The 20,767-nt window shown below is 48.4% G+C and carries 23 protein-coding genes; all 23 read right to left on the bottom strand.

What is annotated here, in order from left to right; genetic code table 11:
* Positions 1 to 60: 60 nt before the first annotated feature.
* On the bottom strand, positions 61 to 1,191 hold the full coding sequence (gene rpoD, locus AC1TPC_RS11535) for an RNA polymerase sigma factor RpoD (protein ID WP_053376806.1): 1,131 nt from the start codon (positions 1,189 to 1,191) through the stop codon (positions 61 to 63).
* Positions 1,192 to 1,209: 18 nt separating this feature from the next.
* Positions 1,210 to 3,063, bottom strand: coding sequence for a DNA primase (gene dnaG, locus AC1TPC_RS11530; RefSeq protein ID WP_482067003.1), 1,854 nt, complete (start codon positions 3,061 to 3,063; stop codon positions 1,210 to 1,212).
* 41 nt (positions 3,064 to 3,104) lie between these two features.
* Complete coding sequence (locus tag AC1TPC_RS11525; protein WP_482067170.1) at positions 3,105 to 3,554, bottom strand: YaiI/YqxD family protein; 450 nt, start codon at positions 3,552 to 3,554, stop codon at positions 3,105 to 3,107.
* Between the two features lie 101 nt (positions 3,555 to 3,655).
* Positions 3,656 to 4,471, bottom strand: a complete 816-nt coding sequence (locus tag AC1TPC_RS11520; protein ID WP_482067002.1) for a pyruvate, water dikinase regulatory protein — start codon at positions 4,469 to 4,471, stop codon at positions 3,656 to 3,658.
* A 28-nt stretch (positions 4,472 to 4,499) separates the two neighbouring features.
* Positions 4,500 to 6,581, bottom strand: a complete 2,082-nt coding sequence (glyS, locus tag AC1TPC_RS11515; protein WP_482067001.1) for a glycine--tRNA ligase subunit beta — start codon at positions 6,579 to 6,581, stop codon at positions 4,500 to 4,502.
* On the bottom strand, positions 6,574 to 7,461 hold the full coding sequence (gene glyQ, locus AC1TPC_RS11510; protein ID WP_053376811.1) for a glycine--tRNA ligase subunit alpha: 888 nt from the start codon (positions 7,459 to 7,461) through the stop codon (positions 6,574 to 6,576). Before glyQ ends, glyS begins: the two co-directional genes overlap by 8 nt.
* Positions 7,462 to 7,823: 362 nt before the next feature.
* Complete coding sequence (locus tag AC1TPC_RS11505) at positions 7,824 to 8,069, bottom strand: hypothetical protein (protein WP_482067000.1); 246 nt, start codon at positions 8,067 to 8,069, stop codon at positions 7,824 to 7,826.
* 53 nt (positions 8,070 to 8,122) lie between these two features.
* The gene (recO, locus tag AC1TPC_RS11500; protein ID WP_482066999.1) at positions 8,123 to 8,866 is read right to left on the bottom strand and encodes a DNA repair protein RecO; all 744 of its coding nucleotides are present in this window, start codon (positions 8,864 to 8,866) and stop codon (positions 8,123 to 8,125) included.
* A gap of 170 nt (positions 8,867 to 9,036) precedes the next feature.
* Entirely contained in the window at positions 9,037 to 9,195 is a 159-nt protein-coding gene (locus AC1TPC_RS11495) for a YqzL family protein (RefSeq protein WP_482066998.1), read from the bottom strand.
* Positions 9,196 to 9,295: 100 nt separating this feature from the next.
* Complete coding sequence (gene era / locus AC1TPC_RS11490; protein WP_482066997.1) at positions 9,296 to 10,219, bottom strand: GTPase Era; 924 nt, start codon at positions 10,217 to 10,219, stop codon at positions 9,296 to 9,298.
* Positions 10,220 to 10,227: 8 nt separating this feature from the next.
* Positions 10,228 to 10,665 (bottom strand): cytidine deaminase, encoded by a 438-nt coding sequence (cdd, locus tag AC1TPC_RS11485; RefSeq protein ID WP_482066996.1) that lies wholly within the window; start codon positions 10,663 to 10,665, stop codon positions 10,228 to 10,230.
* Between the two features lie 29 nt (positions 10,666 to 10,694).
* Positions 10,695 to 11,057: a diacylglycerol kinase family protein gene (locus AC1TPC_RS11480; protein ID WP_482066995.1), complete on the bottom strand. Its 363-nt coding sequence runs from the start codon at positions 11,055 to 11,057 to the stop codon at positions 10,695 to 10,697.
* Positions 11,057 to 11,554, bottom strand: coding sequence for an rRNA maturation RNase YbeY (gene ybeY, locus AC1TPC_RS11475; protein WP_482066994.1), 498 nt, complete (start codon positions 11,552 to 11,554; stop codon positions 11,057 to 11,059). Before ybeY ends, AC1TPC_RS11480 begins: the two co-directional genes overlap by 1 nt.
* Entirely contained in the window at positions 11,551 to 13,797 is a 2,247-nt protein-coding gene (locus tag AC1TPC_RS11470; RefSeq protein WP_482066993.1) for an HD family phosphohydrolase, read from the bottom strand. The genes ybeY and AC1TPC_RS11470 overlap by 4 nt, the downstream gene beginning before the upstream one ends.
* A 17-nt stretch (positions 13,798 to 13,814) precedes the next feature.
* Complete coding sequence (locus AC1TPC_RS11465; protein WP_169082250.1) at positions 13,815 to 14,786, bottom strand: PhoH family protein; 972 nt, start codon at positions 14,784 to 14,786, stop codon at positions 13,815 to 13,817.
* 6 nt (positions 14,787 to 14,792) lie between these two features.
* Positions 14,793 to 15,986: a sporulation protein YqfD gene (gene yqfD / locus AC1TPC_RS11460; RefSeq protein WP_482066992.1), complete on the bottom strand. Its 1,194-nt coding sequence runs from the start codon at positions 15,984 to 15,986 to the stop codon at positions 14,793 to 14,795.
* Between the two features lie 55 nt (positions 15,987 to 16,041).
* Positions 16,042 to 16,320 carry a sporulation protein YqfC gene (gene yqfC / locus AC1TPC_RS11455; protein ID WP_482066991.1) on the bottom strand — a complete coding sequence of 93 codons (279 nt, stop codon included), beginning with the start codon at positions 16,318 to 16,320 and terminating at the stop codon, positions 16,042 to 16,044.
* A gap of 221 nt (positions 16,321 to 16,541) precedes the next feature.
* On the bottom strand, positions 16,542 to 17,039 hold the full coding sequence (locus AC1TPC_RS11450; protein WP_482066990.1) for a hypothetical protein: 498 nt from the start codon (positions 17,037 to 17,039) through the stop codon (positions 16,542 to 16,544).
* A gap of 75 nt (positions 17,040 to 17,114) precedes the next feature.
* Complete coding sequence (floA, locus tag AC1TPC_RS11445; RefSeq protein ID WP_482066989.1) at positions 17,115 to 18,110, bottom strand: flotillin-like protein FloA; 996 nt, start codon at positions 18,108 to 18,110, stop codon at positions 17,115 to 17,117.
* 33 nt (positions 18,111 to 18,143) lie between these two features.
* On the bottom strand, positions 18,144 to 19,517 hold the full coding sequence (locus tag AC1TPC_RS11440; protein ID WP_482067169.1) for an NfeD family protein: 1,374 nt from the start codon (positions 19,515 to 19,517) through the stop codon (positions 18,144 to 18,146).
* Positions 19,518 to 19,671: 154 nt separating this feature from the next.
* Positions 19,672 to 20,115, bottom strand: coding sequence for a GatB/YqeY domain-containing protein (locus AC1TPC_RS11435; protein WP_139994357.1), 444 nt, complete (start codon positions 20,113 to 20,115; stop codon positions 19,672 to 19,674).
* Positions 20,116 to 20,130: 15 nt separating this feature from the next.
* On the bottom strand, positions 20,131 to 20,304 hold the full coding sequence (rpsU, locus tag AC1TPC_RS11430) for a 30S ribosomal protein S21 (RefSeq protein ID WP_005547957.1): 174 nt from the start codon (positions 20,302 to 20,304) through the stop codon (positions 20,131 to 20,133).
* 85 nt (positions 20,305 to 20,389) lie between these two features.
* Positions 20,390 to 20,743 (bottom strand): histidine triad nucleotide-binding protein, encoded by a 354-nt coding sequence (locus AC1TPC_RS11425; protein WP_482066988.1) that lies wholly within the window; start codon positions 20,741 to 20,743, stop codon positions 20,390 to 20,392.
* Positions 20,744 to 20,767 lie beyond the last annotated feature (24 nt).

Below are 20,767 nucleotides of genomic sequence, written 5' to 3'. Positions count from 1 at the left end.
TCTTAGAAAAAAGACCTCGCTGCACGTGCAGAAAGGTCGCTATTTTCTAACATCTAAGTTTTATTCGAGGAAATCCTTCAATCGCTTGCTGCGGCTTGGATGGCGCAGCTTGCGCAGAGCCTTGGCTTCAATTTGACGGATACGCTCACGCGTAACACCAAATACTTTGCCAACCTCTTCGAGCGTTCTCGTGCGTCCATCATCGAGCCCAAAGCGAAGACGCAGTACGTTCTCTTCTCTTTCGGTCAATGTATCAAGCACGTCTTCAAGCTGCTCCTTTAGCAGCTCATAGGCAGCTGCGTCAGCTGGAGCAAGCGCTTCTTGGTCTTCAATGAAATCTCCAAGATGAGAATCATCTTCTTCCCCAATCGGCGTTTCGAGCGATACTGGTTCTTGAGCGATTTTCATTATCTCACGAACCTTCTCGGTGCTAAGCTCCATTTCAGCTGCAATTTCCTCCGGTGTCGGTTCGCGGCCAAGCTCTTGGAGCAATTGACGGGATACCCGAATCAGCTTGTTAATCGTCTCAACCATATGAACCGGAATCCGGATCGTCCGAGCTTGGTCAGCAATCGCGCGCGTAATGGCTTGACGAATCCACCAAGTCGCGTACGTACTGAATTTAAAGCCCTTCTGATGGTCAAACTTCTCAACCGCTTTGATAAGACCCATGTTCCCCTCTTGAATCAAATCAAGGAACAACATCCCTCTACCGACATAACGCTTCGCGATACTGACAACGAGGCGCAGGTTCGCTTCCGCGAGTCTCCGCTTTGCTTCCTCATCGCCATTCTCAATTCGCTGTGCAAGCTCTACCTCATCATCCGCAGAAAGAAGCGGAACTCGGCCGATTTCCTTTAAGTACATCCGTACCGGATCGTTAATTTTAATACCCGGCGGCAATGCAAGATCATCATCGAAGTTGAAGTCGTCCTGCTCACGCTCTTGCTCTTCCCCTTGGGCTGCGAGTGGATTTTCTTCGTCGTTTTCGTTCAGTACCTCAATCCCAAAATCATCGAGCTGTTCGAAAAATTCATCAATTTGTTCCGGGTCTTGATCGAAAGGAGCCAACTTATCCATAATTTCTTTATATGTCAAAGATGATCTCTTCTTGCCTTGCTCGATCAATTGATCCTTCACATGATCCAGTTTTTGTTCGGTATCTAGTTCAGTATGTTGATCATTCGCCATGTTCCGACTCCCTCCCCCCTAGAAACGATCTTCCTGTCGACCTTTAAGCTGTCTCTCTAGGGTTATAATCTCACTTGCAATTTGTGCTGCTGCCAAAAAATCGCCGGTACGCTCAGCACGTACCATTTCTTCTTTCTTGCGCTCGATATCCCGAAATTGCGGTACTTTGATAATATCGTGGATATAAGCGTCCATCGTCGTTTCGTCGAACGGGAAGTCACCGTCCATCATAAGAATAGATGCAGCTGCGCGTTCTAATCGATCATCGTGCAGTGTTGCAATAAATCGGCTGACATCCGGATCGTAGCCCTGTGCAAAATAAGCGTATAAATAAGCAGCAAGCGCTGCATGATCCTCTACATTAAACGCATCGCCCAACCGCTCGTGAACCGCTTGCGCCACTTCCCTGTCTCGCATCATAACATGCAGCAACCTTCGTTCGGCATGCGTGTATGCAGGCATAAGTGTGGGCGGTCCAGATTTTCTGGGCTTTTCATTCCTACCATTATTCCACGAATTGTCGTTATTATCCCCTTGCGGTTTCTTTTTTTGCAGCTCCTGCCTGATTTGATGACAGTCCTGCTTCAAGGCGTCAAGAGAGATATCGAACTCTCGGGATATTTCCTTTAAGTAGACCTCGCGTTCTGTTGAAGAATCAAGCTCAGCAACAATTTGTACTGCTTCAAGCAGATAATTTTTTCTACCTTCTTCTTTTAGCAGTATATGGTTTTTCCTTGAATATATAAGCTTAAATTTTGTTACAGATACCGGCTGGTCCATCGTTTCACGCAAGAAAGCCTCCGGTCCGTATTCGCTTATATAATCATCTGGATCCTTTCCTTTCGGAAGCATCGCCACCGACACCTTTAAGCCTGAACTTTCAAGCATCGGAATTGATTTGAATGCTGCTGCTTGTCCGGCGTCATCTCCGTCATAGCAAACGATGACCTCCTCAGCTTGTCGCTTGAGGATAGCGCAATGCTCATCGGTCAATGCAGTCCCCATAGTCGCGATTCCGTTTTTTACGCCTGCACTCCATGATTTGATGACGTCCATGTAGCCTTCAAACAATACGACTTGCTTGCTTTTGCGGATGGCTGGCCGCGCATAATGCAAGTTGTATAGCGTTCTGCTCTTCGTAAAAAGCATTGTCTCCGAGGTATTCAAGTATTTCGGCTGTCCTTCGCCTATTATGCGACCCGCAAACGCGGTAGCTTTGCCGTCTCGATCCCATATCGGAAACATAATGCGATTGCGAAACCGATCCACATACCCGCTCCCGTCTGATTTAGCCGAAAGCAATCCGCCTTTTTCCATTAATGCTAAATCAAAGCCGCGATTCGTTAAAAACCGAGCCAGCAAGTCCCATTCCTCAGGAGCATAACCGAGCATAAAATGATCGATCAGCTTATCGCTGAGTCCGCGCTCGCGCAAATATTGCTTCGCAGCCTGTCCTTGCTTCGTGTTGTTGAGCACATGGTGATAAAGCTTAATGGTCAGTTCATGCGCTTCAATGATCTTGGCTCGATCCGCATCATGCGGCGTGGATTTGCCTCCGTCGGGCGCAGCCCAAGTGACAGGCATTCCTGCATCAGTGGCCAGCACGCGAACCGCTTCAGGAAAAGAATAGCCTTCCATTTCCTCAACAAAGCGAATCACATTGCCGCCTTTGCCGCAGCCATAGCAATGGTAAATTTGGAGCTCCGGCGTAACCGTAAACGAGGGAGTCTTCTCCGAATGGAACGGACATAACCCCTTCATATATTTGCCGTGCTTCGTGAGATGAACATATTTCCCGACCGTCTCTACGATGTCATAATGCTTGCGCACCGCATCAATGACCTCTTCCGGTATTTTATTACCGTATGTCATCGTTCATCACCTTCATCCTAGTAACACGTAAATAATATTCGCTATACGTCATGGTTCTCCTGCTCATTTCGTAAAACTTTTGTCAACTTTTGTTGAAAACGATCACGATCGTCATTATTCATCGCTTTCGGACCTCTTGTTTTGCCTCCGGTTCGTCGACGTTTTGCAAGCTCATGTCTCCGCTCCATCAAATAATCGATGTTTTCGTCCGAGTACTGCTCTCCTCTAGGAGACAATACGATTGCGCCTTTGCCGATCGCGATGCATGCCAGTCCAAAATCCTGCGTAACGACGATGTCTCCGCGTACAATATGGTTGACAATATATAAATCAACCGATTGATTGCTCCGATCCACCTGAACAATTTCTACGCCCGGCTGCGGCTCCAGTCGATGGTCATGTGAGGCGACCATCAGCACGCGAACGGAGAAAAGTCTAGCCGTTGAGCCTATTTCAGCTTTTACCGGACATGCGTCCGCGTCGACCACAATGGTTGGTTGCACTAGTCGAATATGAGATCACCGCTCGATTTCAATTTCTTATCCTGTACTATTATATACGGCATAACTATAAAAAATCCTGCCTCCTGCCGCTAAGGCATTCGCACATATTCCATAATTAAACTTGCCGTTTCTTCAACAGCCTTATGAGAAACGTCAATTACAACGCAGCCGAGCTGCTTCATAATCGTATCCGCATAACGAAGCTCCTTCTCTATACGGTCCGGAGTGGCATAGGATGCATTATTCGGCAAGCCAAGTGCCTTGAGGCGCTCCTTACGAATCGTATTTAGATATGGCATCCCGATTGTAAGTCCAATTATTTTGCGTTTTGGAATCTTAAACAATTCATCGGGCGGCTTCAATTCAGGCACTAGCGGCACATTCGCAACTTTAAACTTCTGATGCGCTAGATACATCGACAAAGGTGTCTTAGAAGTTCTCGATACGCCTACAAGCACAATATCGGCCTTCAGAACGCCGGATGTATCTCTTGCATCATCATATTTAACAGCAAACTCGACAGCCTCCACCTTTCGGAAGTAATCCGCGTCAAGAACATGGTTTAGACCAGGCTCCTGACGGGATTTGCGTCCTGTTCGCTGCTCCAGCGTTTCGATAAAAGAGCCGAGCAGGTCGATGGCGACGATGGCGTAGGTTTCAGCCAGCTTCCGCATGCTGTCACGAAGATGCGGAATAACTAACGTGAATAATACGATTGCATCGGCTTGCTTAGCCTGCTCGGCGATTCGCTGCAAGCTTGCCTCATCCGTTATAAAAGGAGCTCTGCGGATATCCGTATTAATCGGATGAAACTGGGCAATCGCCGCGCGTACGACAAGCTCCCCTGTATCTCCTGCGGCATCGGATACGACATAAACGATCACTTCCGGATTAGAACGAGACATGATCCATCATCCTCCTGGGCTGGGCATATTACCAAACGAGCTTAGAGAAATCAGCGACAATCGCAATATCCTCAGCGATTCCGGCAAGGGTAGACAGACGGTTAGCGCGTACAGCCTCATCAGGGGCCATAACCATAACATTCTCAAAATAAGTATGAATATAAGGCTTCAATGATGATAAGCTTTGTACTGCTTTATCCATCTCGCCATTTTCAATCGCCACTTTGAAGGCTGGGCGCTGCTGCAGCCATTTTTCATATAGTTCTGTCTCCACAGGCTCTGCAAACAAAGAGGAATCGACCGTCGTATCAGCCGCTTTGGACCCCAAATTGCTGACGCGGTTGAATTGCTCCACTGTCTGCTTGAACGATGTACGGTCCTCGCTTGCAGCTAGAGCCTGCACCACGGAAGCACGTTCGATTGTCGATTTCAAATCGGCAAAGCCTGAAGCCATAACCGCGTCAATGACATCATAACGAACGCCTTGCTCAGACAGTACATTTTTGACGCGTAGTGCGAAGAAATCGGAAAGATCCTTGCGAATATCTGCAGCGTCGCGCTTCAGACCGCGTGCTTCGTGCACGGACAAAGCCGCATCGTACAAATCGTTTAATTGAAGCTTCAAGCCATGCGCCAAAATGATTTGCACAATACCAGCCGCTTGTCTCCGCAGCGCGTACGGATCCTGAGAGCCTGTCGGGATAATGCCAATGGAGAAGCAGCCTACGATCGTATCTATTTTGTCCGCTAAGCTTACGATAGCTCCCGTTATTTCGGAAGGCGCTAGATCGCCGGCAAAGCGCGGTTGATAGTGCTCATTAATGGCTTTCGCCACCGATTTGCTCTCTCCCGCTCTAAGAGCATAATCCTCGCCCATAATACCTTGAAGCTCTGGGAATTCGTACACCATTTGCGACACGAGGTCGAATTTGCAAATATCAGCGGAACGGCTGATTTCCTTGGAAGTCTGCTCATCCAATAGCAATTGCTTGCTTAACAGGTCGGATGTGGCGCGAATTCGTCTGACCTTATCGGCTACGGAACCGATCTCTTCATGGTATACGATATTTTCCAGCTTTGAGAGTGCATGCTCGATCGTAAGCTTATGGTCTTCCTCATAGAAAAACTTCGCGTCGGAAAGTCTTGCGCGAAGAACCTTCTCGTTGCCATTCGCAACAAGCTCGATCGATTTCAGGTCGCCGTTGCGAACCGTTACGAAGAATGGCTGAAGCTGGCCTTCGCCATCAAACACTGGGAAATATCTTTGGTGCTCGCGCATCGAAGTAATAAGCACCTCTTGCGGAATGTGCAGGAATGCCGGATCAAAGCCGCCAAACAATACGTTTGGATATTCAACTAAGAAAAGCACCTCTTCAAGCAAATCCTCCTTGATTGCGATCTCCCAGCCTTTTTCTTTCGCTAAACGATCAATCTGTGCAACGATCAGCTGCTCCCGTTCAGTAACATCTGCGATTACATGCTGCTCACGCAAGCGTTCAACATATTCTGCGGGCTCCTGTACGTTCGCATCATTGCCGAGGAAACGATGTCCGCGGGATACTTTGCCGGTCTTAACACCCGTAATTTCAAATGGAATTACGTCTTGGCCAAACAAAGCTACCAACCAGCGGATCGGTCTAACGAAGCGAAGCTCATAGCTTCCCCAGCGCATATTTTTCGGGAAGGACATCGACGTTATAAGCGTTAGCAAGCCATCAGGCAGAACGGATGCTGTCTCAGCGCCGATGCTGCTTTTGTTCGCATACACATACTCAACGCCGGCAAGCTCTTGGAAATAAAGCTGTTCAGGCTCGACGCCTTGGCTGCGGGCGAATCCGAGTGCCGCTTTGCTCCAATTGCCTTGATCGTCTTGCGCGATTTTGCGCGAAGGCCCTTTGGCTTCCTCATTCGTATCGGACTGCTTCTCAGCCACATCATGAATAAGAACCGCAATCCGGCGAGGCGTTGCGTATACATTAACGTCTCCATGTTCAATGCGGGAATCAGACAGCCATTTCACCATTTTATCCTTAAGCTGATTCATAGCGCCGCGCACGAAACGAGCCGGTACTTCCTCTAGTCCAATTTCAAGCAATAAATCTCTAGTCATGCTGCTCCACTCCTTTCTTCAGCAACGGGAATCCAAGACGTTCTCTTTCCTCAAAATAAGTCGATGCGCAAGCACGTGCCAAATTTCTTACCCTTGTAATGTAGCCCGTTCTTTCCGTTACGCTTATCGCGCCGCGCGCGTCGAGCAGGTTGAAGGTGTGCGAGCATTTCAACACGTAGTCGTATGCCGGAAATACAAGATGATGCTCCATCGTTTTTTTGGCTTCTTCCTCGTACATATTGAACAAGGAGAAGAGCATCGCTGTATCCGAAGTTTCAAACGTATATTTGGAATGCTCATATTCCGGCTGCTTGAAGACGTCGCCGTACGTTACGCCCTCTACCCACTCCAGATCGAATACATTCTCTTTTTGCTGAATGTAAGAAGCTAGACGCTCCATGCCGTATGTGATCTCGACCGCAACTGGGTTAGCATCGATGCCGCCAACCTGTTGGAAATACGTAAATTGCGTAATCTCCATGCCGTCAAGCCATACTTCCCAGCCTAAACCCCAAGCGCCAAGCGTAGGCGACTCCCAGTTATCCTCAACGAAACGGATATCATGATCGTTTGCATCAATGCCAAGCTGCTTCAAGCTCTCCAAATAAAGCTCTTGAATGTTGTCTGGCGACGGCTTCAAAATAACCTGAAATTGATGATGCTGGTATAGACGGTTCGGATTTTCGCCATAACGGCCGTCTGCCGGGCGACGGGAAGGCTCCACGTAAGCGACATTCCAAGGCTCAGGACCAATGGAACGCAGGAAAGTCATCGGGTTCATCGTTCCCGCACCTTTTTCCACGTCATAAGGCTGCACTAGAATGCAGTTTTGCTCGGCCCAGAATTGCTGCAGCGTCAAAATCATTTTTTGAAAATTCATTGCTGATCCTCTCCTTTTTCCTGTGTATTGGTCCAATTCTGGACATTTTCTTGGCAAAGGCGAAGACATGAAAAAAAAACTCCCGTCTCTACGCCTGCTGCCAGACGTAGGGACGAGAGTTTTAATCCCGCGGTTCCACCCTACTTGGTTCGCTCCTTGCGAGCAAACCCTCTTTGTTCGATACGACTCCGGAGTGCCCTTTCACCGCTTTGTCCATCCGGGCTTTCACTATTCCCGGCTCGCTAATCTTGTCGACATGAAGCGATTACTTTCTCCATCATTGTCCAATATTCATATTGCATTATTTTATGCTTCTTTATGGCAATTGTCAAACAAGGAATTCGAGGCATACACCGCAACAATTAGTGGCTGCGAATCTCCTCGGAAGGAATCGGTTTGCCTGCTCGCTTGCCGATAATGTCCTTCATGCCCGCGTTGCCCATCATAAGGACACAAACCAAGGCAAGACCTGCTGGAACGATCGACCAAAGGAAAGTCACGGATACCGATTCAGACAAGGCTGCGACGATTTTTTCCATAATGGGCGGCGGAATTTCCGCACGCTTCTCTGGAGATAACAGCTCGCGAGCATGCAAAAGTAGGAGCATGACCTACGATTTCAGAGGTACAATAAAACCATAATAATCCAAGTTTTAAACACTTACATTAGCTTATCCAGCTGATCAAGAAAATTACGTGATTTAAGCTGCAAGCCGAGATGTGTATCCATTAGCTTGCGCATAGCTAGTTTAAGCTCTGCTTTTGTTTCCGGCTTAACTTGAATAGAGCCAAGCCTTCTCATATCCATTCTGCGAAATAGCCTTAGCAGCTTGTATGCGCCTTCTCCAAGCAGTACCGCGTGCGGGTCCTTGCCTGAGCATCTCGAGCATAATATTCCTCCCGCATAAGGCGAAAGCTTAAACGGACCCACGACATTGCCGCAGCTAACACATTCATCTAGTGCCGGCGCATAGCCAGACAAGTCCAAAATACGCATTTCGTAAAGATGAGTCACGATTTGCGGATCTTTGCCCTCTTGGAACGCTGAGAGGCAAGCCTTCAGCTGTTCAAAATGAAAGCCGGTCGCCTCATCATCCTGCAAAGAGCGATCGGTCAGCTCCGCTGCATAAGAGGAATACGCAGCCAAATCTAGCTTTTCACGCAAAACATGGTGAGATTCAATAATCTCACCATGATTCAGCGTACCGAGTCCGCTGCTGCGGAAATAAGCGAACTCGCCATATGTAAACGGCTGCGCGAGCGAAGAGTGCTTGCTCTTCAGTTTTTTCGCGCCGCGTATAAGTACTCCCGCTTTGCCGTTTGACTTCGTGAGCAGTGTAACAATTTTGTTGCCTTCCCCATAATCCATGCTTCGAATGACGATTCCCTCGACACGATACAGCATATTGCAAACTCTCCCCTGAAAAAGCAAAAACGTGAGGTTCGCCGTCCCATGGCGACGAACATCCGCTTAGCGGTTAAAAATAAGCATAGCAAAGTCTGATGAATAGATGCCCGCTTATCTTTTCAAACCTTCTCTACATGATCATCCGATTCAATAATACCTTTGATTCATCAGCCTGATGTGTCTTCCAACTCCATCACGGCAAGCTCGTCTTGTTCCAAAGCTAAAGCATTGGAGTCATCGGCTCCAAATTGATTGATTTCCTTGTAAAGCATGAAGGACTCGACATCCCCGGTCAACGTAAAATACTTCCACGAAAAATTTCGCATACGTATTCATCCCTTTCCGTCCCAAGAAATGCTGCTCCAGACGGTAATAGGATGCGATAATCCGCTTCAATCTATCCTTAACAAAAAACGTCATTTCGTATTAATCGTGTCGGTAGCCAAGATCCTTCAGCACGCGCTCTTGATTGCGCCAGTCCTTCTTCACCTTTACCCATAGCTCGAGATAAATGCGCGAGCCTAGCAGCGCTTCAATATCCTTGCGCGCTTGTTTTCCGACTTCCTTCAGCAGCTCGCCTTTTTTGCCGATGATGATCCCTTTTTGGGAGTCTCGCTCGACAAATATTACCGCTCCGATATACACGACGCCATTTTCCTTTACGCGCATGTCCTCGATCGTAACGGCTATGGAGTGCGGAATCTCTTCGCGGGTCATATGCAGTATTTTCTCGCGAATAAGCTCCGAGCATACGAATTGCTCAGGATGATCCGTAATCTGATCCGCAGGATAGTATTGCGGGCCTTCCGGCAAATAGCGGGATAGCTGCTCCAGAAGCGTCTCTACATTATTTCCTTTGAGCGCCGAGATCGGAATAATTTCCGCAAAATCATGAAGCTCATTGTATTGCGTAATCATCGGCAGCAGCTGCTCTGGCTCTACTTTATCGATCTTGTTCATAACGAGAAAGACAGGTGTCTTTACTTTTTTGAGCTGCTCGATAATGAAGCGGTCGCCGCCGCCAAGCCCCTCGGACGCATCGATCAAAAATAGCGCCGCCTCAACCTCGCGAAGCGCACTTTCTGCTGTTTGCATCATGTAGTTCCCGAGCTTCGATTGCGGCTTGTGAATGCCGGGCGTATCAAGAAACACAATTTGCGTATCGTTCGACGTATATACGCCATGAATTTTGTTCCGTGTCGTCTGCGGCTTATCTGACATGATGGCAATTTTTTGGCCGATCAGATGATTCATCAGCGTAGATTTGCCCACATTAGGTCTGCCAATGATAGCGACGAAGCCGGAACGGAATTTTTTGCTGTCACGTTCATTTGATGTTGTAGGATTCATAAGTTTATTTAACGCTCCCCATTTTCTGCTAGTGAAGCCGGCGTGAAAGCGCCCGGCAATATGTCTGCTACGGTCGAAATCGTCCATTGACCGTTTAAATTCCCCATGATGACGGGCATGTCAGGCGCACAAAGCTCAACCATCACCTGACGGCAAACACCGCAGGGCGCGATTGGTCCATCCGTGCTGCCAATGACGGCAATGGCCTGAAATTGTCCCGGACGCTTGCCGTCAGCAATTGCGCGATGCAAGGCGGTGCGCTCCGCGCAGTTAGTAGGGCTATATGCCGCATTTTCCACATTGCAGCCATAATGGACATGTCCCTCGTCATCGAGCAGCGCTGCTCCAACTTGGAAATTGGAGTAAGGCACGTATGCACGAGACATCGCTTCCTTTGCTGCATGCAACAGGTTCGTGTAAGATTCCGATAACCCTTCGTATACCATTCGGACCATCCTCCTCAATAAAATCCAGCTTATTTCACAATTAAATGCCATAAGGGCGGCCCAAGGATGAGCAGCCCTATAATAGCTGAGATTGCTGCCGCAACTAGAACAGCTCCGGCTGCAACGTCCTTCGCTACTTTTGCGACCGGATGAATGTCCGGGCTAGCTAGATTAACGGCTTGTTCAACTGCCGTATTAATCATTTCCGCACTAATAACGACAGCGATGGCAAGCAAAATAATGGCCCATTCAAGCGGTTCAAGCGATACGATTATCCCTAAGCAGCATGCGATCAAGCCAGCAACGGCATGAAATCGCATATGGCTTTGCGTACGAAGAGCAAAGCCGATCCCGAATATTGCAACGGCGAAGCTTTGGATAAACTTCTTCATTACCGAGTGAGGCCAGCTTGCTGCAAAATCGCTTCCTGTTTCGCGGTCATTTCTGCTTCCATTGCATCGTCCTGATGATCATAGCCGATTAAATGCAGGAAGCCATGTACAAACAAAAAGCCGATTTCACGCTCCAAAGAGTGACCATACTCCTCGCTTTGTGCCTCAGCCGTGTCGACACTAATAACAATGTCGCCAAGCATGCCGGAAATCGGATCTGCCTCATCTTCGCTCTCAACCTCGAAGATGATGTCCAGCTCTTCTACCCCGTCCTCTTGCATAGCAAATGACAGGACGTCCGTTGGACGGTCGATGCCGCGATATTCGCGGTTTAGCTGATGAATCTCCTCATCGTTCGTAAACGTCAGCGATACCTCGCCATCTGAAATGCCCTCTGCTTCGCCCGCCAGCTGCAGCAGCTGCTCTAATTTGGCAATCCATTGATCGGGTATTTCCAGTCTTTCCTGCTCATTACTCCATCCCAGCTGCAAGCTCATGCCAAGCGCTCCTTTGTTTTCACATCATCCGGATACTCAATACGTGAATGGAATATGCCAATTACGCTTTCTTTAAGCGATTGCGCAATTTTGTCAAGCTCCTTCAACGTCAAATCACATTCATTGAACTGATTGTCATCCAATCTGCTCTTAATAATTTTGTGAATCATCGCCTCTACCTGCTCCACAGTCGGATTGCGCAGGCTGCGCACCGCCGCTTCCACGCAATCGGCAATACCAACGACTGCCGCTTCCTTCGATTGCGCCTTCGGACCTGGATAACGGAAATCATCCTCCGTAATTGCAGGCTCAATTCCTTGCTCCTCCGCCTGCTTAACCGCTTTGTAATAAAAAAACTTCAGCGAGGTTGTACCATGGTGCTGCTCGGCGATATCCCGAATCGGCTTAGGAATATTATGTCCCTTAAGCATGTCCACGCCATCTCTTGCATGGGCCACAATGATCGATTTGCTAAGCTTAGGATCGATCGTGTCATGCGGATTTTCAATATTGGTCTGATTTTCGATAAAATAATTTGGCCTCTTCGTCTTCCCGATATCATGGTAAAACGAGCCCACGCGGCATAGCAGACCGTCGGCCCCAATAGCCTCGGCCGCCGCTTCGGACAAATTGCCGACCATTACGCTGTGATGGTACGTTCCCGGCGTCTCCGTAAGCAGCTTGCGCAGCAGCGGATGGTTCGGATTCGACAGCTCCACTAGCTTAAGCGCCGATAAAATGCCAAACGTAATTTCAAAAAACGGCATCAAGCCGATAACGAGCACGGCTGTTATTAGTCCGCTGGCGAATGCGAAGGCAACGGAATAAATGAACGGCACGCGATCCATCTGCTCAGACAGCAGCAAAATCGTAATGACGGAGAACGAGCCGAACAAACTAACCATAATGCCGGCCTTCAAAATCGTTGATCGCTGGCTCGCTCTGTGAATCGAGAAAATAGCGGCAAACGATACAACTATAATGACGAAGCCGTATTGGAAATCGAAAATTTGATGCTGTCCGGTATTTAATATAATGCTTCCCATAATCGCAAATAATATGGAGCTGATCATCGCTAAATGCATATCAAGCAGCAAAGTGATCAGCATCGTTCCAAGCGCAGCAGGCGCCAAGTAGCCAGCATAGGGCGCGGCATCCGTCTGCGTCAATGAAATGATTTGGATCGTAATAATATTTATCAAGTAGATAAGCCATAGCATAAGGAGCGATGCATTGTTGTATTTCGGCTTAATTCCATTGATGCTCCCTGACTGATGCAAGTACGCGTACAGCACGACGATGAACATCAAGGACATGATCAGCAGCCCAAGCTGCGGCCAATAATTTTTTTTATCCTGCAGCAGCGAGGAATCAACAAGCAGTTTGTATAAGTCAGGCGTTATCGTCTGACCGCGCTTTACGATCAAATCGCCTTCTTTAATGACGACTGCCGGCGTATTTTGCTTCGCCTGAACTTTAGCCTCGTCCGTCGCATCTTTATCCAAAAACTTATTCGGCATTATCACAAATCTCGCAAGCTCCTGCACGATCTCTCTGCTTGTCCGGCTGGATAGCGAGCTTGCATTCACGAGCTCGGCAACCTGCGTTCTCGCGGTCTCCGCCTCGCGGAGCTGCTCTCCTGTGAGCTTACGCACAATTTCCCGAGCTACTTTGCGCATCTCGGTTAAAGTTTCGGAAGTTAAGTTCGGCATTTTGTAGAACGTTTCTTCCGGAATCGTATATTGCTGCTCCTTCGTAATAAGCATCATTTCTTCTAAGAGCGCATCATTGTATGTGCCTTTGCCTTTGTTCAGCTTAACGAAGTTGTCAACGTATTCGGAATAACGACCCGGAATTTCATTGCGGTAAATATCGATCTTATTTTGAACGGTGACTTGATCATCCAAATTCAACTGCTCGATCCGAACAAAAATTTGCTCAACCAGCGCATCGTTGCGCAGCGGCACGATCGAATAAATAACGTCGACCTTATCAGCAGCATCCTCTTCCGCCTGCCTTGTCGCCTTCTCGTCTTTTATTTGGAAGGGCGCTTTAATATCCTTCTCGCTTACAGCGCCCTCCTCAATATCATAGGTCTCGGGAACAAGATGCGGAGCCAAGCTGAAATAGAACAGCAGCACAAACATAAACATCAGCACCCAGCGAACGGCTGCGCTTTGCTTCCAACCCGTCGTCTTAGACGGCCGCAAGCTCTCCTGTTTTCCGGTCTGGTTTTGGTTCATGCAGCAGACATTCCTTTCTAGGCTTTGTTTTCAGCATCCCAGTTGTAGGCAACAATTATTTTTTGCACTAGCGAGTGACGCACGACATCCTGCTCAGAGAAAAGGATGATGCCTATTTCCTCTATGTTTTTCAAAATACGCTGCGCTTCGATCAAGCCCGAGTTTTTGCCGCGTGGCAAATCGATTTGCGTAACGTCGCCTGTAATGACCATTTTCGATCCGAAGCCAAGCCTTGTCAAAAACATTTTCATTTGCTCCGGCGTAGTGTTTTGAGCTTCATCCAAAATAATAAATGCGTCATCAAGGGTACGCCCGCGCATATAAGCAAGCGGAGCAATCTCGATCATGCCGCGCTCAATCGCTTTAACCGTTTGATCAGGACCAAGCACTTCGTGCAGCGCATCATATAATGGACGCAGGTATGGATCAACCTTTTCCTGCAGGTCGCCCGGCAAAAATCCGAGATTTTCTCCCGCTTCCACAGCAGGCCTCGTCAATACGATCCGCTTCACAGAGCCTTCCTTAAGCGCTGCAACGGCTAGTACGACGGCAAGATAGGTTTTGCCCGTTCCGGCTGGCCCTATTCCGAACACGATATCCCGTTTGCGGATGGTCTTCACATAATGGCGCTGCCCAATCGTTTTCACGCGAATCGGCTTGCCGCGGTACGTAGTCGTAATTTCTTTCTTAAACAAGTCCAGCAGCTCTTCCGCTTGCATAGACCTCGCAAGCTCAAGCGCATAGGCTACATCCCTCTCGGAAGGCTGGTAACCGCCGCGTACTAGCTGTATGAGCACATTGTAAAGCTGTTCTAGCGAATCAACCTCTTCAGATGGACCTGAGATGACAATTTCCGCTTCGCGTGATGTAACAGATGATTCAACCTGGGCTTGTATTAGTCGCAAGTAATTGTCCTGGGGGCCGAATACAGCCAGTCCCTCCGCTGCGTTGCCTAGAGGTATTTTTACTATTTTCGTCTCAATTTGCAACAATCCTCATTCTCCCTGCATCTGGACTAGTGGCATTTCCTTAACGATAGATTGCTCGACCTCAAAAAGAACTTTCATATAAACTTTACCATTGTCCGCCTTTTCATGCAAAACAATTTCATCTCGGATGACCGCATCGCTGCCTGCTTTTATAAGCACATCGGCTTTAGCCTGCAGGATGCCAGCGCTCTTCGCCTCTTCTTCCGTGAGCGTCCTCTCCTCCATGCGCGTCTCCATGATGGTCTCCTTCATGCGTCCGATCGGCAAAGCCCAATTGCGCCAGGATGCCTTCTCCTCATGACGAATCGCTTCTGATGAACGGTATGGATTTTCGCCATATCCGCTTACTTGAAGCGCACGCGAGCCGAACACCGCAAACCATTTTGTCTTCTTTTCCCCGGTGTATACCTTAACGTGCTGAACCAAAGGTGAAGAAATTTCGAACTCGTACCATACGAGCCCTCTAACTTTGCCTTTTGCAACAATTGTCCGCGAAAATTCTTCTCCGCCGATTGTTCCCGAGATTAGCGTCTGGCCTTTCTTAACCTTCGTATTTTTCCTGACGACGGGCCTTCCCGCCTCAGCGATAATATCAGTAACGACAGCATCTGCCGAGGCTATCAGATGACGCGGCGTCTGCAAGGAAGCCTGCTCGGGTATGGTCGATTCCACTACTTGAATGATGACCTTCGTGCCCTTCTTCTCTACGCCGACCCAGGTGGAGCCCGGCAGCTTTTGTACGAGACGCTTGGACATAACGTCGGTATCCGCAAGGCGAAATGACCACTGCAACGGATATAAGCCTTCCTGCTTGGCAGCAAGGCGGATTTGATCCTCGGTCAGCTTCACATTGCCTTGTACCTCAATGCTCCACACCAAGGAAGAAAGCATAAATATGATAGCGAAAAACAATACAATGCCGGCTGCAAACAGCTTTCTGCGCTCCGCCTTTACGAGCAGGAAAGGCAAGCCCTTGCGCTTCGTAACATGAGCCCGGCAGCCTGTCTCCTTTAAATACGGACGAAGACCAAAAAAGTCGCTCACCGAAAGCTCAAACTCAAGCAAGCCGCTGCTTGTCCATCTTATGGAAGACAGCTGCAAGCCGCCAGAGAGCGCAAGGTTGACGAGCAGCTCCGGTTGTCCTCCCCTTATGTGAACGGTAACCATTCCCTTTAACCAATCCGCGCCTTGTCCGCTCATGCCGTTCGCCTCCAATACCATTTATTTTTACTACGCCAGCTGGCTTCCATCTACGTTATGGGATCATTTGAATGTTCGAGATTTGACCCTCAATAAACACTTCCTCCGTCCATATCGTCCGAATGACGAGCGAGGTGCCTGTAACCTCCAGCTCTCCTTTGCTTAGAGCCAGCCGCAAGCGCTCGCTTGAGAAATGTACGACTCCCCGATGATTTTCAATATATAATTGGCAATCGCCGATCATGGTCAGACGCGGCAAATCGAATACGACATCATGCGGCATATCCAGTAGCTCTGCTGTCACTTTGCGAAATTTCTTTTTTATACGGCGCATGGAAGAATCTTGGCCTCCTTCAAGGTTTGTTGAGCAAACCTGCTATGTAAGCAAGCCGAAGCTAAGCCTTGCCAGAGCAAAGCAAAGGAGTGGCGATTTTCATGTACTGTACCAAAATATGCAAGCGGCAAAGCTTTTATGAGATGAATCTAGCCAACAACGTTTATGACGGGGAAAAACAAAAAAAAACCGCCGAAGCGGTATGCTCGGCGGTTCATCGTTTATTTTCGAAATGGCCTCTTTGCGCGGGGCGGACCTAAAATTTCAGCCCATATGACCGCTTTGCGCAAATCATCAGCCTGCACAGTTGCTGCAATCTCACGCCGGCCTGCTGACTTGCGCTCTGCTGCAGCCGGAGCCATAGCTTTACTAGCTGACGCCCTCTCAAGCGAACGCTGAAGAGAGGCGATCTGAGGCGCTCCTGAGGGCGACTCAGAATCCCTTGATGTATAGGAACGATCAGGAGATTGCTGACGCTCCTGCTCGGACTGCGAGCGGAAGACGGTCTGAGCCTCTGTTCGCTCCTGCAAGGGTCGATCCTCGCTTTGCTTGCTCTCGCTTGCTTGTGGGAACAAGGTACGCGGCAGACCACCTCCGCCAAAGTCCGGCATTTGACTTGGCTTCTTCTTCGAGCCTGCTTTGCCAAACAGCGAAGCGAGCGCTCCGAAAATAATGACAACAATAAAGATGTTATCCATCAAAAACTCAATAATTTTCAATATGCCTACACCTCCATGGCGCGGTCACGCTAATCGAAGTAGACGATACGATACGATTCGATTTGATCAATGGCATTAGCGGCCTTCTTTGTTGTCAGAAGATCCATCCTGCTTGCCAATAGAGCTGCGCATTTGCGTATCAGCCTCGATGTTTTTCAAGTTCATATAGTCCAAAACGCCGATCTTCCCGCTTCTGAGCGCTTCAGCCATCGCAAGCGGAACCTGCGATTCCGACTCGACTACGCGAGCTTCCATCTCGACGACCTTCGCTTTCATTTCCTGCTCATGCGCGACAGCCATTGCGCGGCGCTCCTCGGCTTTCGCCTGAGCGATCTTCTTATCCGCCTCAGCTTGCTCGGTTTGAAGATGTGCGCCAATGTTTTTGCCTACGTCTACGTCCGCGATATCAATCGACAATATTTCAAACGCTGTACCCGCATCAAGCCCTTTGCCGAGCACCGTACGCGATATCATATCAGGATTCTCAAGCACATCCTTGTGGGAATTAGCCGATCCGACCGTCGTTACGATACCTTCGCCGACACGGGCAATAATTGTTTCTTCACCCGCACCGCCGACGAGACGTTCAATATTGGCACGTACCGTTACTCGTGCTTTAACCTTTACCTCGATGCCGTCCTTCGCCACCGCCGCAACGATTGGCGTCTCAATAACACGAGGGTTAACGCTCATTTGAACGGCTTGAAGCACATCGCGACCAGCCAAATCGATTGCAGCCGCACGTTCGAATATAAGTGGAATGTTCGCGCGCTGCGCGGCAATCAAAGCATTGACAACTCGGTCAACGTTACCGCCAGCCAGGAAGTGGCTCTCCAGCTGATTAATGTTTAGGCCAAGACCCGCTTTTGTCGCTTTAATTAACGGATTAACGATTCTGCTTGGAACAACCCGACGAAGACGCATCGCAACGAGCGTAATGATACCTACTCTTACGCCTGATGCCAATGCCGAAATCCATAGCATAATAGGGAAAAAGCTGAGAAATACAGACAGCACGATAATGACGACGACAGCCAAAATTAATATGGACACCAATGGATCCAATTGCATAGTTTTAACCTCCATGTATTTATATTGTCCGCACTATTTTACGATTTCTTTGACGACTACCCAAGTCCCTTCAGCCTTAACAACCTTGACGGAACGATTTGTATCAATAAATTCGCCTGATGTGACCACATCTACGCGGTTATCGCCGATCAGCACCGTTCCAGCTGGGCGAAGCGGCGTTATCGTCGTTCCTTCCAGTCCCAGCAGGGAATCCTTCACATCCGCCGACAAGTACCCTTGCTCCGTTGTCAGCTTATCGCGCAAAATAAACTTGTTCCATATGCCGCGTTTTTTGTTCATTCTTACGAATATGGCAATCAGTATGATCGCTGCGACAAGCGCGATGACGATCGAGATGAATGCTGTCATCGGATCAGATGCTGCCATGACCACACCTGCTATTAACGCCGCGCTGCCAAGTAGGCCTAGTATACCGAAGCTCGGCACGAATACCTCGATAATAAGCAGGGCAATTCCGATTACGAACAGAACGACCGATTCCATTCCCGCAAATCCAGCCACATAGTGACCGAAGAAATATAGGCCAAATGACAATAGGCCAATAATCCCTGGCGCTCCAAAGCCCGGTACAAGCATTTCAATCACTATGCCTGCAATACCCAGGATGAGCAGCACCGTCATGACGATTGGATTGATGAGCCATCTGGCTGCATTTTCCGCCAATGATGGTTCCACTTCAATCTGTGTCCGCCCTTCAAAGCCCAGCCATTTGACCACTTCGTCAACTGATGCAGCCGTATGCTCGGAATAGCCGACTTTCTCGGCCTCGCTCGCTGTCAGTGTAAGTATTTCACCTTTTTGCTTGTCTCTGCCGATCTTATCCTTCAACGACAACTCCACATTCGGATCAACCATAGCTGCTGCAATGCTTTTGTCGCGCCCTTGCAAAGCGGCCGACTCGCTCATTTCAGAAGTCCAGAATGAGATCGTTTTCGGATTTTCGATCAGGTTGCCCGAGCCGTCTACAACCGCTGCGGCACCGATCGTACTGCCAGGCTGCATGACGATATGATCCGCATTAAGCGCGATATACGTGCCTGCCGATACCGCCTTGCCCTCGACAAACGCCGTTGACGGAATTTTATTCTCACGAATAAAATGACCGATGCTCTCTGCGTTCACTACCTTGCCGCCAAGCGTATTGATAACGAGTATGACATGCTCTGCTTTCGCTTCCTCTGCTTCTTTATAAGCTCTTTCCAGAAACGATTGCAGACCGGACTCAACCGTTTGCTTAACCGGTATGACATAAACAGCGGGACCGACTTCATTCGCAGCACTCGCTTGCTCTACCCGAGCGCCAAACAAGCCTGCAAGCGTCACCAGCAGTAGTGCCGCAAGCAAAGCAATAGGAGTAGCGGACCATCTTCTTCGCCATCGATTCATGTGCAAGAAGCTTCCTCCTTCTTTTCATGTAGTGTTCCCTACTACGTGCAGCAAGCTAAAATGTTTCAAGTTTCGTATCCATACTATACCATTTGAACTAGAATAAACAAAAAAACACCCCGGTTAGGGGTGTTTTGTGAGTCCGTATGTTTAGTTAGTTGAGATGTTGCTGTACGAGCTGATTTACTAGTTTACCGTCAGCGCGTCCTTTTGTTTTGGGCAAAAGGGCACTCATAACTTTTCCCATATCGGCTTTGGAAGAAGCACCGAGTTCATGGATGGTCTGCGTTACTATCTCTTGAATCTCTTCTTCAGTCAGCTGTTCGGGAAGGTATTGACTAATAATTTCAATTTCGACCTCAAGACCCGCTACTAAATCATCACGGCTGGCTTTTTTAAATTCTTGGAGGGAATCTTTACGTTGTTTGATTTCACGACTCAATATATCAAGCACTTCGTTATCGTCCAAAGGACGCTTGAGATCGATTTCCAAGTTTTTCACTGACGCGCGCATCATACGAATTACGGAAAGCTTAAACTTGTCCTGATTCTTCATGGCTTGCTTCATATCGTCGGTCAATCTTTCGCTCAGGTTCATTGTGGAAGGATCCTCCTAAAACTTTCTCTTGCGCGCAGCCTCAGACTTTTTCTTGCGCTTTACACTTGGCTTTTCATAATGCTTGCGTTTTTTCACCTCAGCTAGAACACCATCTTTAGCGATGGAACGTTTAAAGCGGCGAAGCGCAGCATCAATAGTTTCGTTTTTGCGAACTTTAGTTTCAGACACCAGTTTTCCCTCCCTCCGAAACAGACCGTCCAGAGCTATAACACGGTTTATCAAATTTCATTATATGTCAAACCAAAAGGCAGTGTCAACTTTGGATATCTACGAGCAGCGGTGAAAGTTTTGTTCCCCCTAGCAAATGGATATGCAGGTGATAAACGACCTGTCCGCCATCGGAATTAACATTGTTGACGAGTCGATAACCAGACTCTGCAATGCCTTGCTCCTTGGCTATCTGACGGGCTACCGAGAACAGCTCGGCTACGACCGGATCATCTTCATCGGTTACGTCATTCATGGTAGAAATATGTTTCTTCGGAATGATGAGAATATGTACCGGAGCAGCTGGCTGTATGTCGTGAAATGCGACAATTCTGTCATTCTCAAATACCTTCTTCGACGGAATAGCGCCTTCGATTATTTTGCAAAAAATACAGTCCATGTGATTCACCCCCTGTCTACTCAT

Source organism: Paenibacillus sp. Y280 (assembly GCF_056786335.1).
Note: the sequence above shows the minus strand (reverse complement) of the source record. Positions and strands in the feature narration are given on the sequence as shown.

Excerpts from the sequence above, each read along its gene's own strand:
- AC1TPC_RS11505 (WP_482067000.1), bottom strand. The coding sequence starts at position 8,069 with ATGCTCCTACTTTTGCATGCTCGCGAGCTGTTATCTCCAGAGAAGCGT.
- floA (WP_482066989.1), bottom strand. The coding sequence starts at position 18,110 with ATGCAATTGGATCCATTGGTGTCCATATTAATTTTGGCTGTCGTCGTC.
- AC1TPC_RS11440 (WP_482067169.1), bottom strand. The coding sequence starts at position 19,517 with ATGAATCGATGGCGAAGAAGATGGTCCGCTACTCCTATTGCTTTGCTT.
- ybeY (WP_482066994.1), bottom strand. The coding sequence starts at position 11,554 with ATGAGCTTGCAGCTGGGATGGAGTAATGAGCAGGAAAGACTGGAAATA.
- AC1TPC_RS11425 (WP_482066988.1), bottom strand. The coding sequence starts at position 20,743 with ATGGACTGTATTTTTTGCAAAATAATCGAAGGCGCTATTCCGTCGAAG.
- glyS (WP_482067001.1), bottom strand. The coding sequence starts at position 6,581 with ATGACTAGAGATTTATTGCTTGAAATTGGACTAGAGGAAGTACCGGCT.
- yqfD (WP_482066992.1), bottom strand. The coding sequence starts at position 15,986 with ATGAGCGGACAAGGCGCGGATTGGTTAAAGGGAATGGTTACCGTTCAC.
- rpoD (WP_053376806.1), bottom strand. The coding sequence starts at position 1,191 with ATGGCGAATGATCAACATACTGAACTAGATACCGAACAAAAACTGGAT.
- AC1TPC_RS11435 (WP_139994357.1), bottom strand. The coding sequence starts at position 20,115 with ATGAACCTGAGCGAAAGATTGACCGACGATATGAAGCAAGCCATGAAG.
- AC1TPC_RS11520 (WP_482067002.1), bottom strand. The coding sequence starts at position 4,471 with ATGTCTCGTTCTAATCCGGAAGTGATCGTTTATGTCGTATCCGATGCC.
- AC1TPC_RS11480 (WP_482066995.1), bottom strand. The coding sequence starts at position 11,057 with ATGAAGAAGTTTATCCAAAGCTTCGCCGTTGCAATATTCGGGATCGGC.
- recO (WP_482066999.1), bottom strand. The coding sequence starts at position 8,866 with ATGCTGTATCGTGTCGAGGGAATCGTCATTCGAAGCATGGATTATGGG.
- cdd (WP_482066996.1), bottom strand. The coding sequence starts at position 10,665 with ATGGTATACGAAGGGTTATCGGAATCTTACACGAACCTGTTGCATGCA.
- AC1TPC_RS11470 (WP_482066993.1), bottom strand. The coding sequence starts at position 13,797 with ATGAACCAAAACCAGACCGGAAAACAGGAGAGCTTGCGGCCGTCTAAG.
- dnaG (WP_482067003.1), bottom strand. The coding sequence starts at position 3,063 with ATGACATACGGTAATAAAATACCGGAAGAGGTCATTGATGCGGTGCGC.
- era (WP_482066997.1), bottom strand. The coding sequence starts at position 10,219 with ATGAATCCTACAACATCAAATGAACGTGACAGCAAAAAATTCCGTTCC.
- AC1TPC_RS11495 (WP_482066998.1), bottom strand. The coding sequence starts at position 9,195 with ATGCGAAATTTTTCGTGGAAGTATTTTACGTTGACCGGGGATGTCGAG.
- yqfC (WP_482066991.1), bottom strand. The coding sequence starts at position 16,320 with ATGCGCCGTATAAAAAAGAAATTTCGCAAAGTGACAGCAGAGCTACTG.
- glyQ (WP_053376811.1), bottom strand. The coding sequence starts at position 7,461 with ATGAATTTTCAAAAAATGATTTTGACGCTGCAGCAATTCTGGGCCGAG.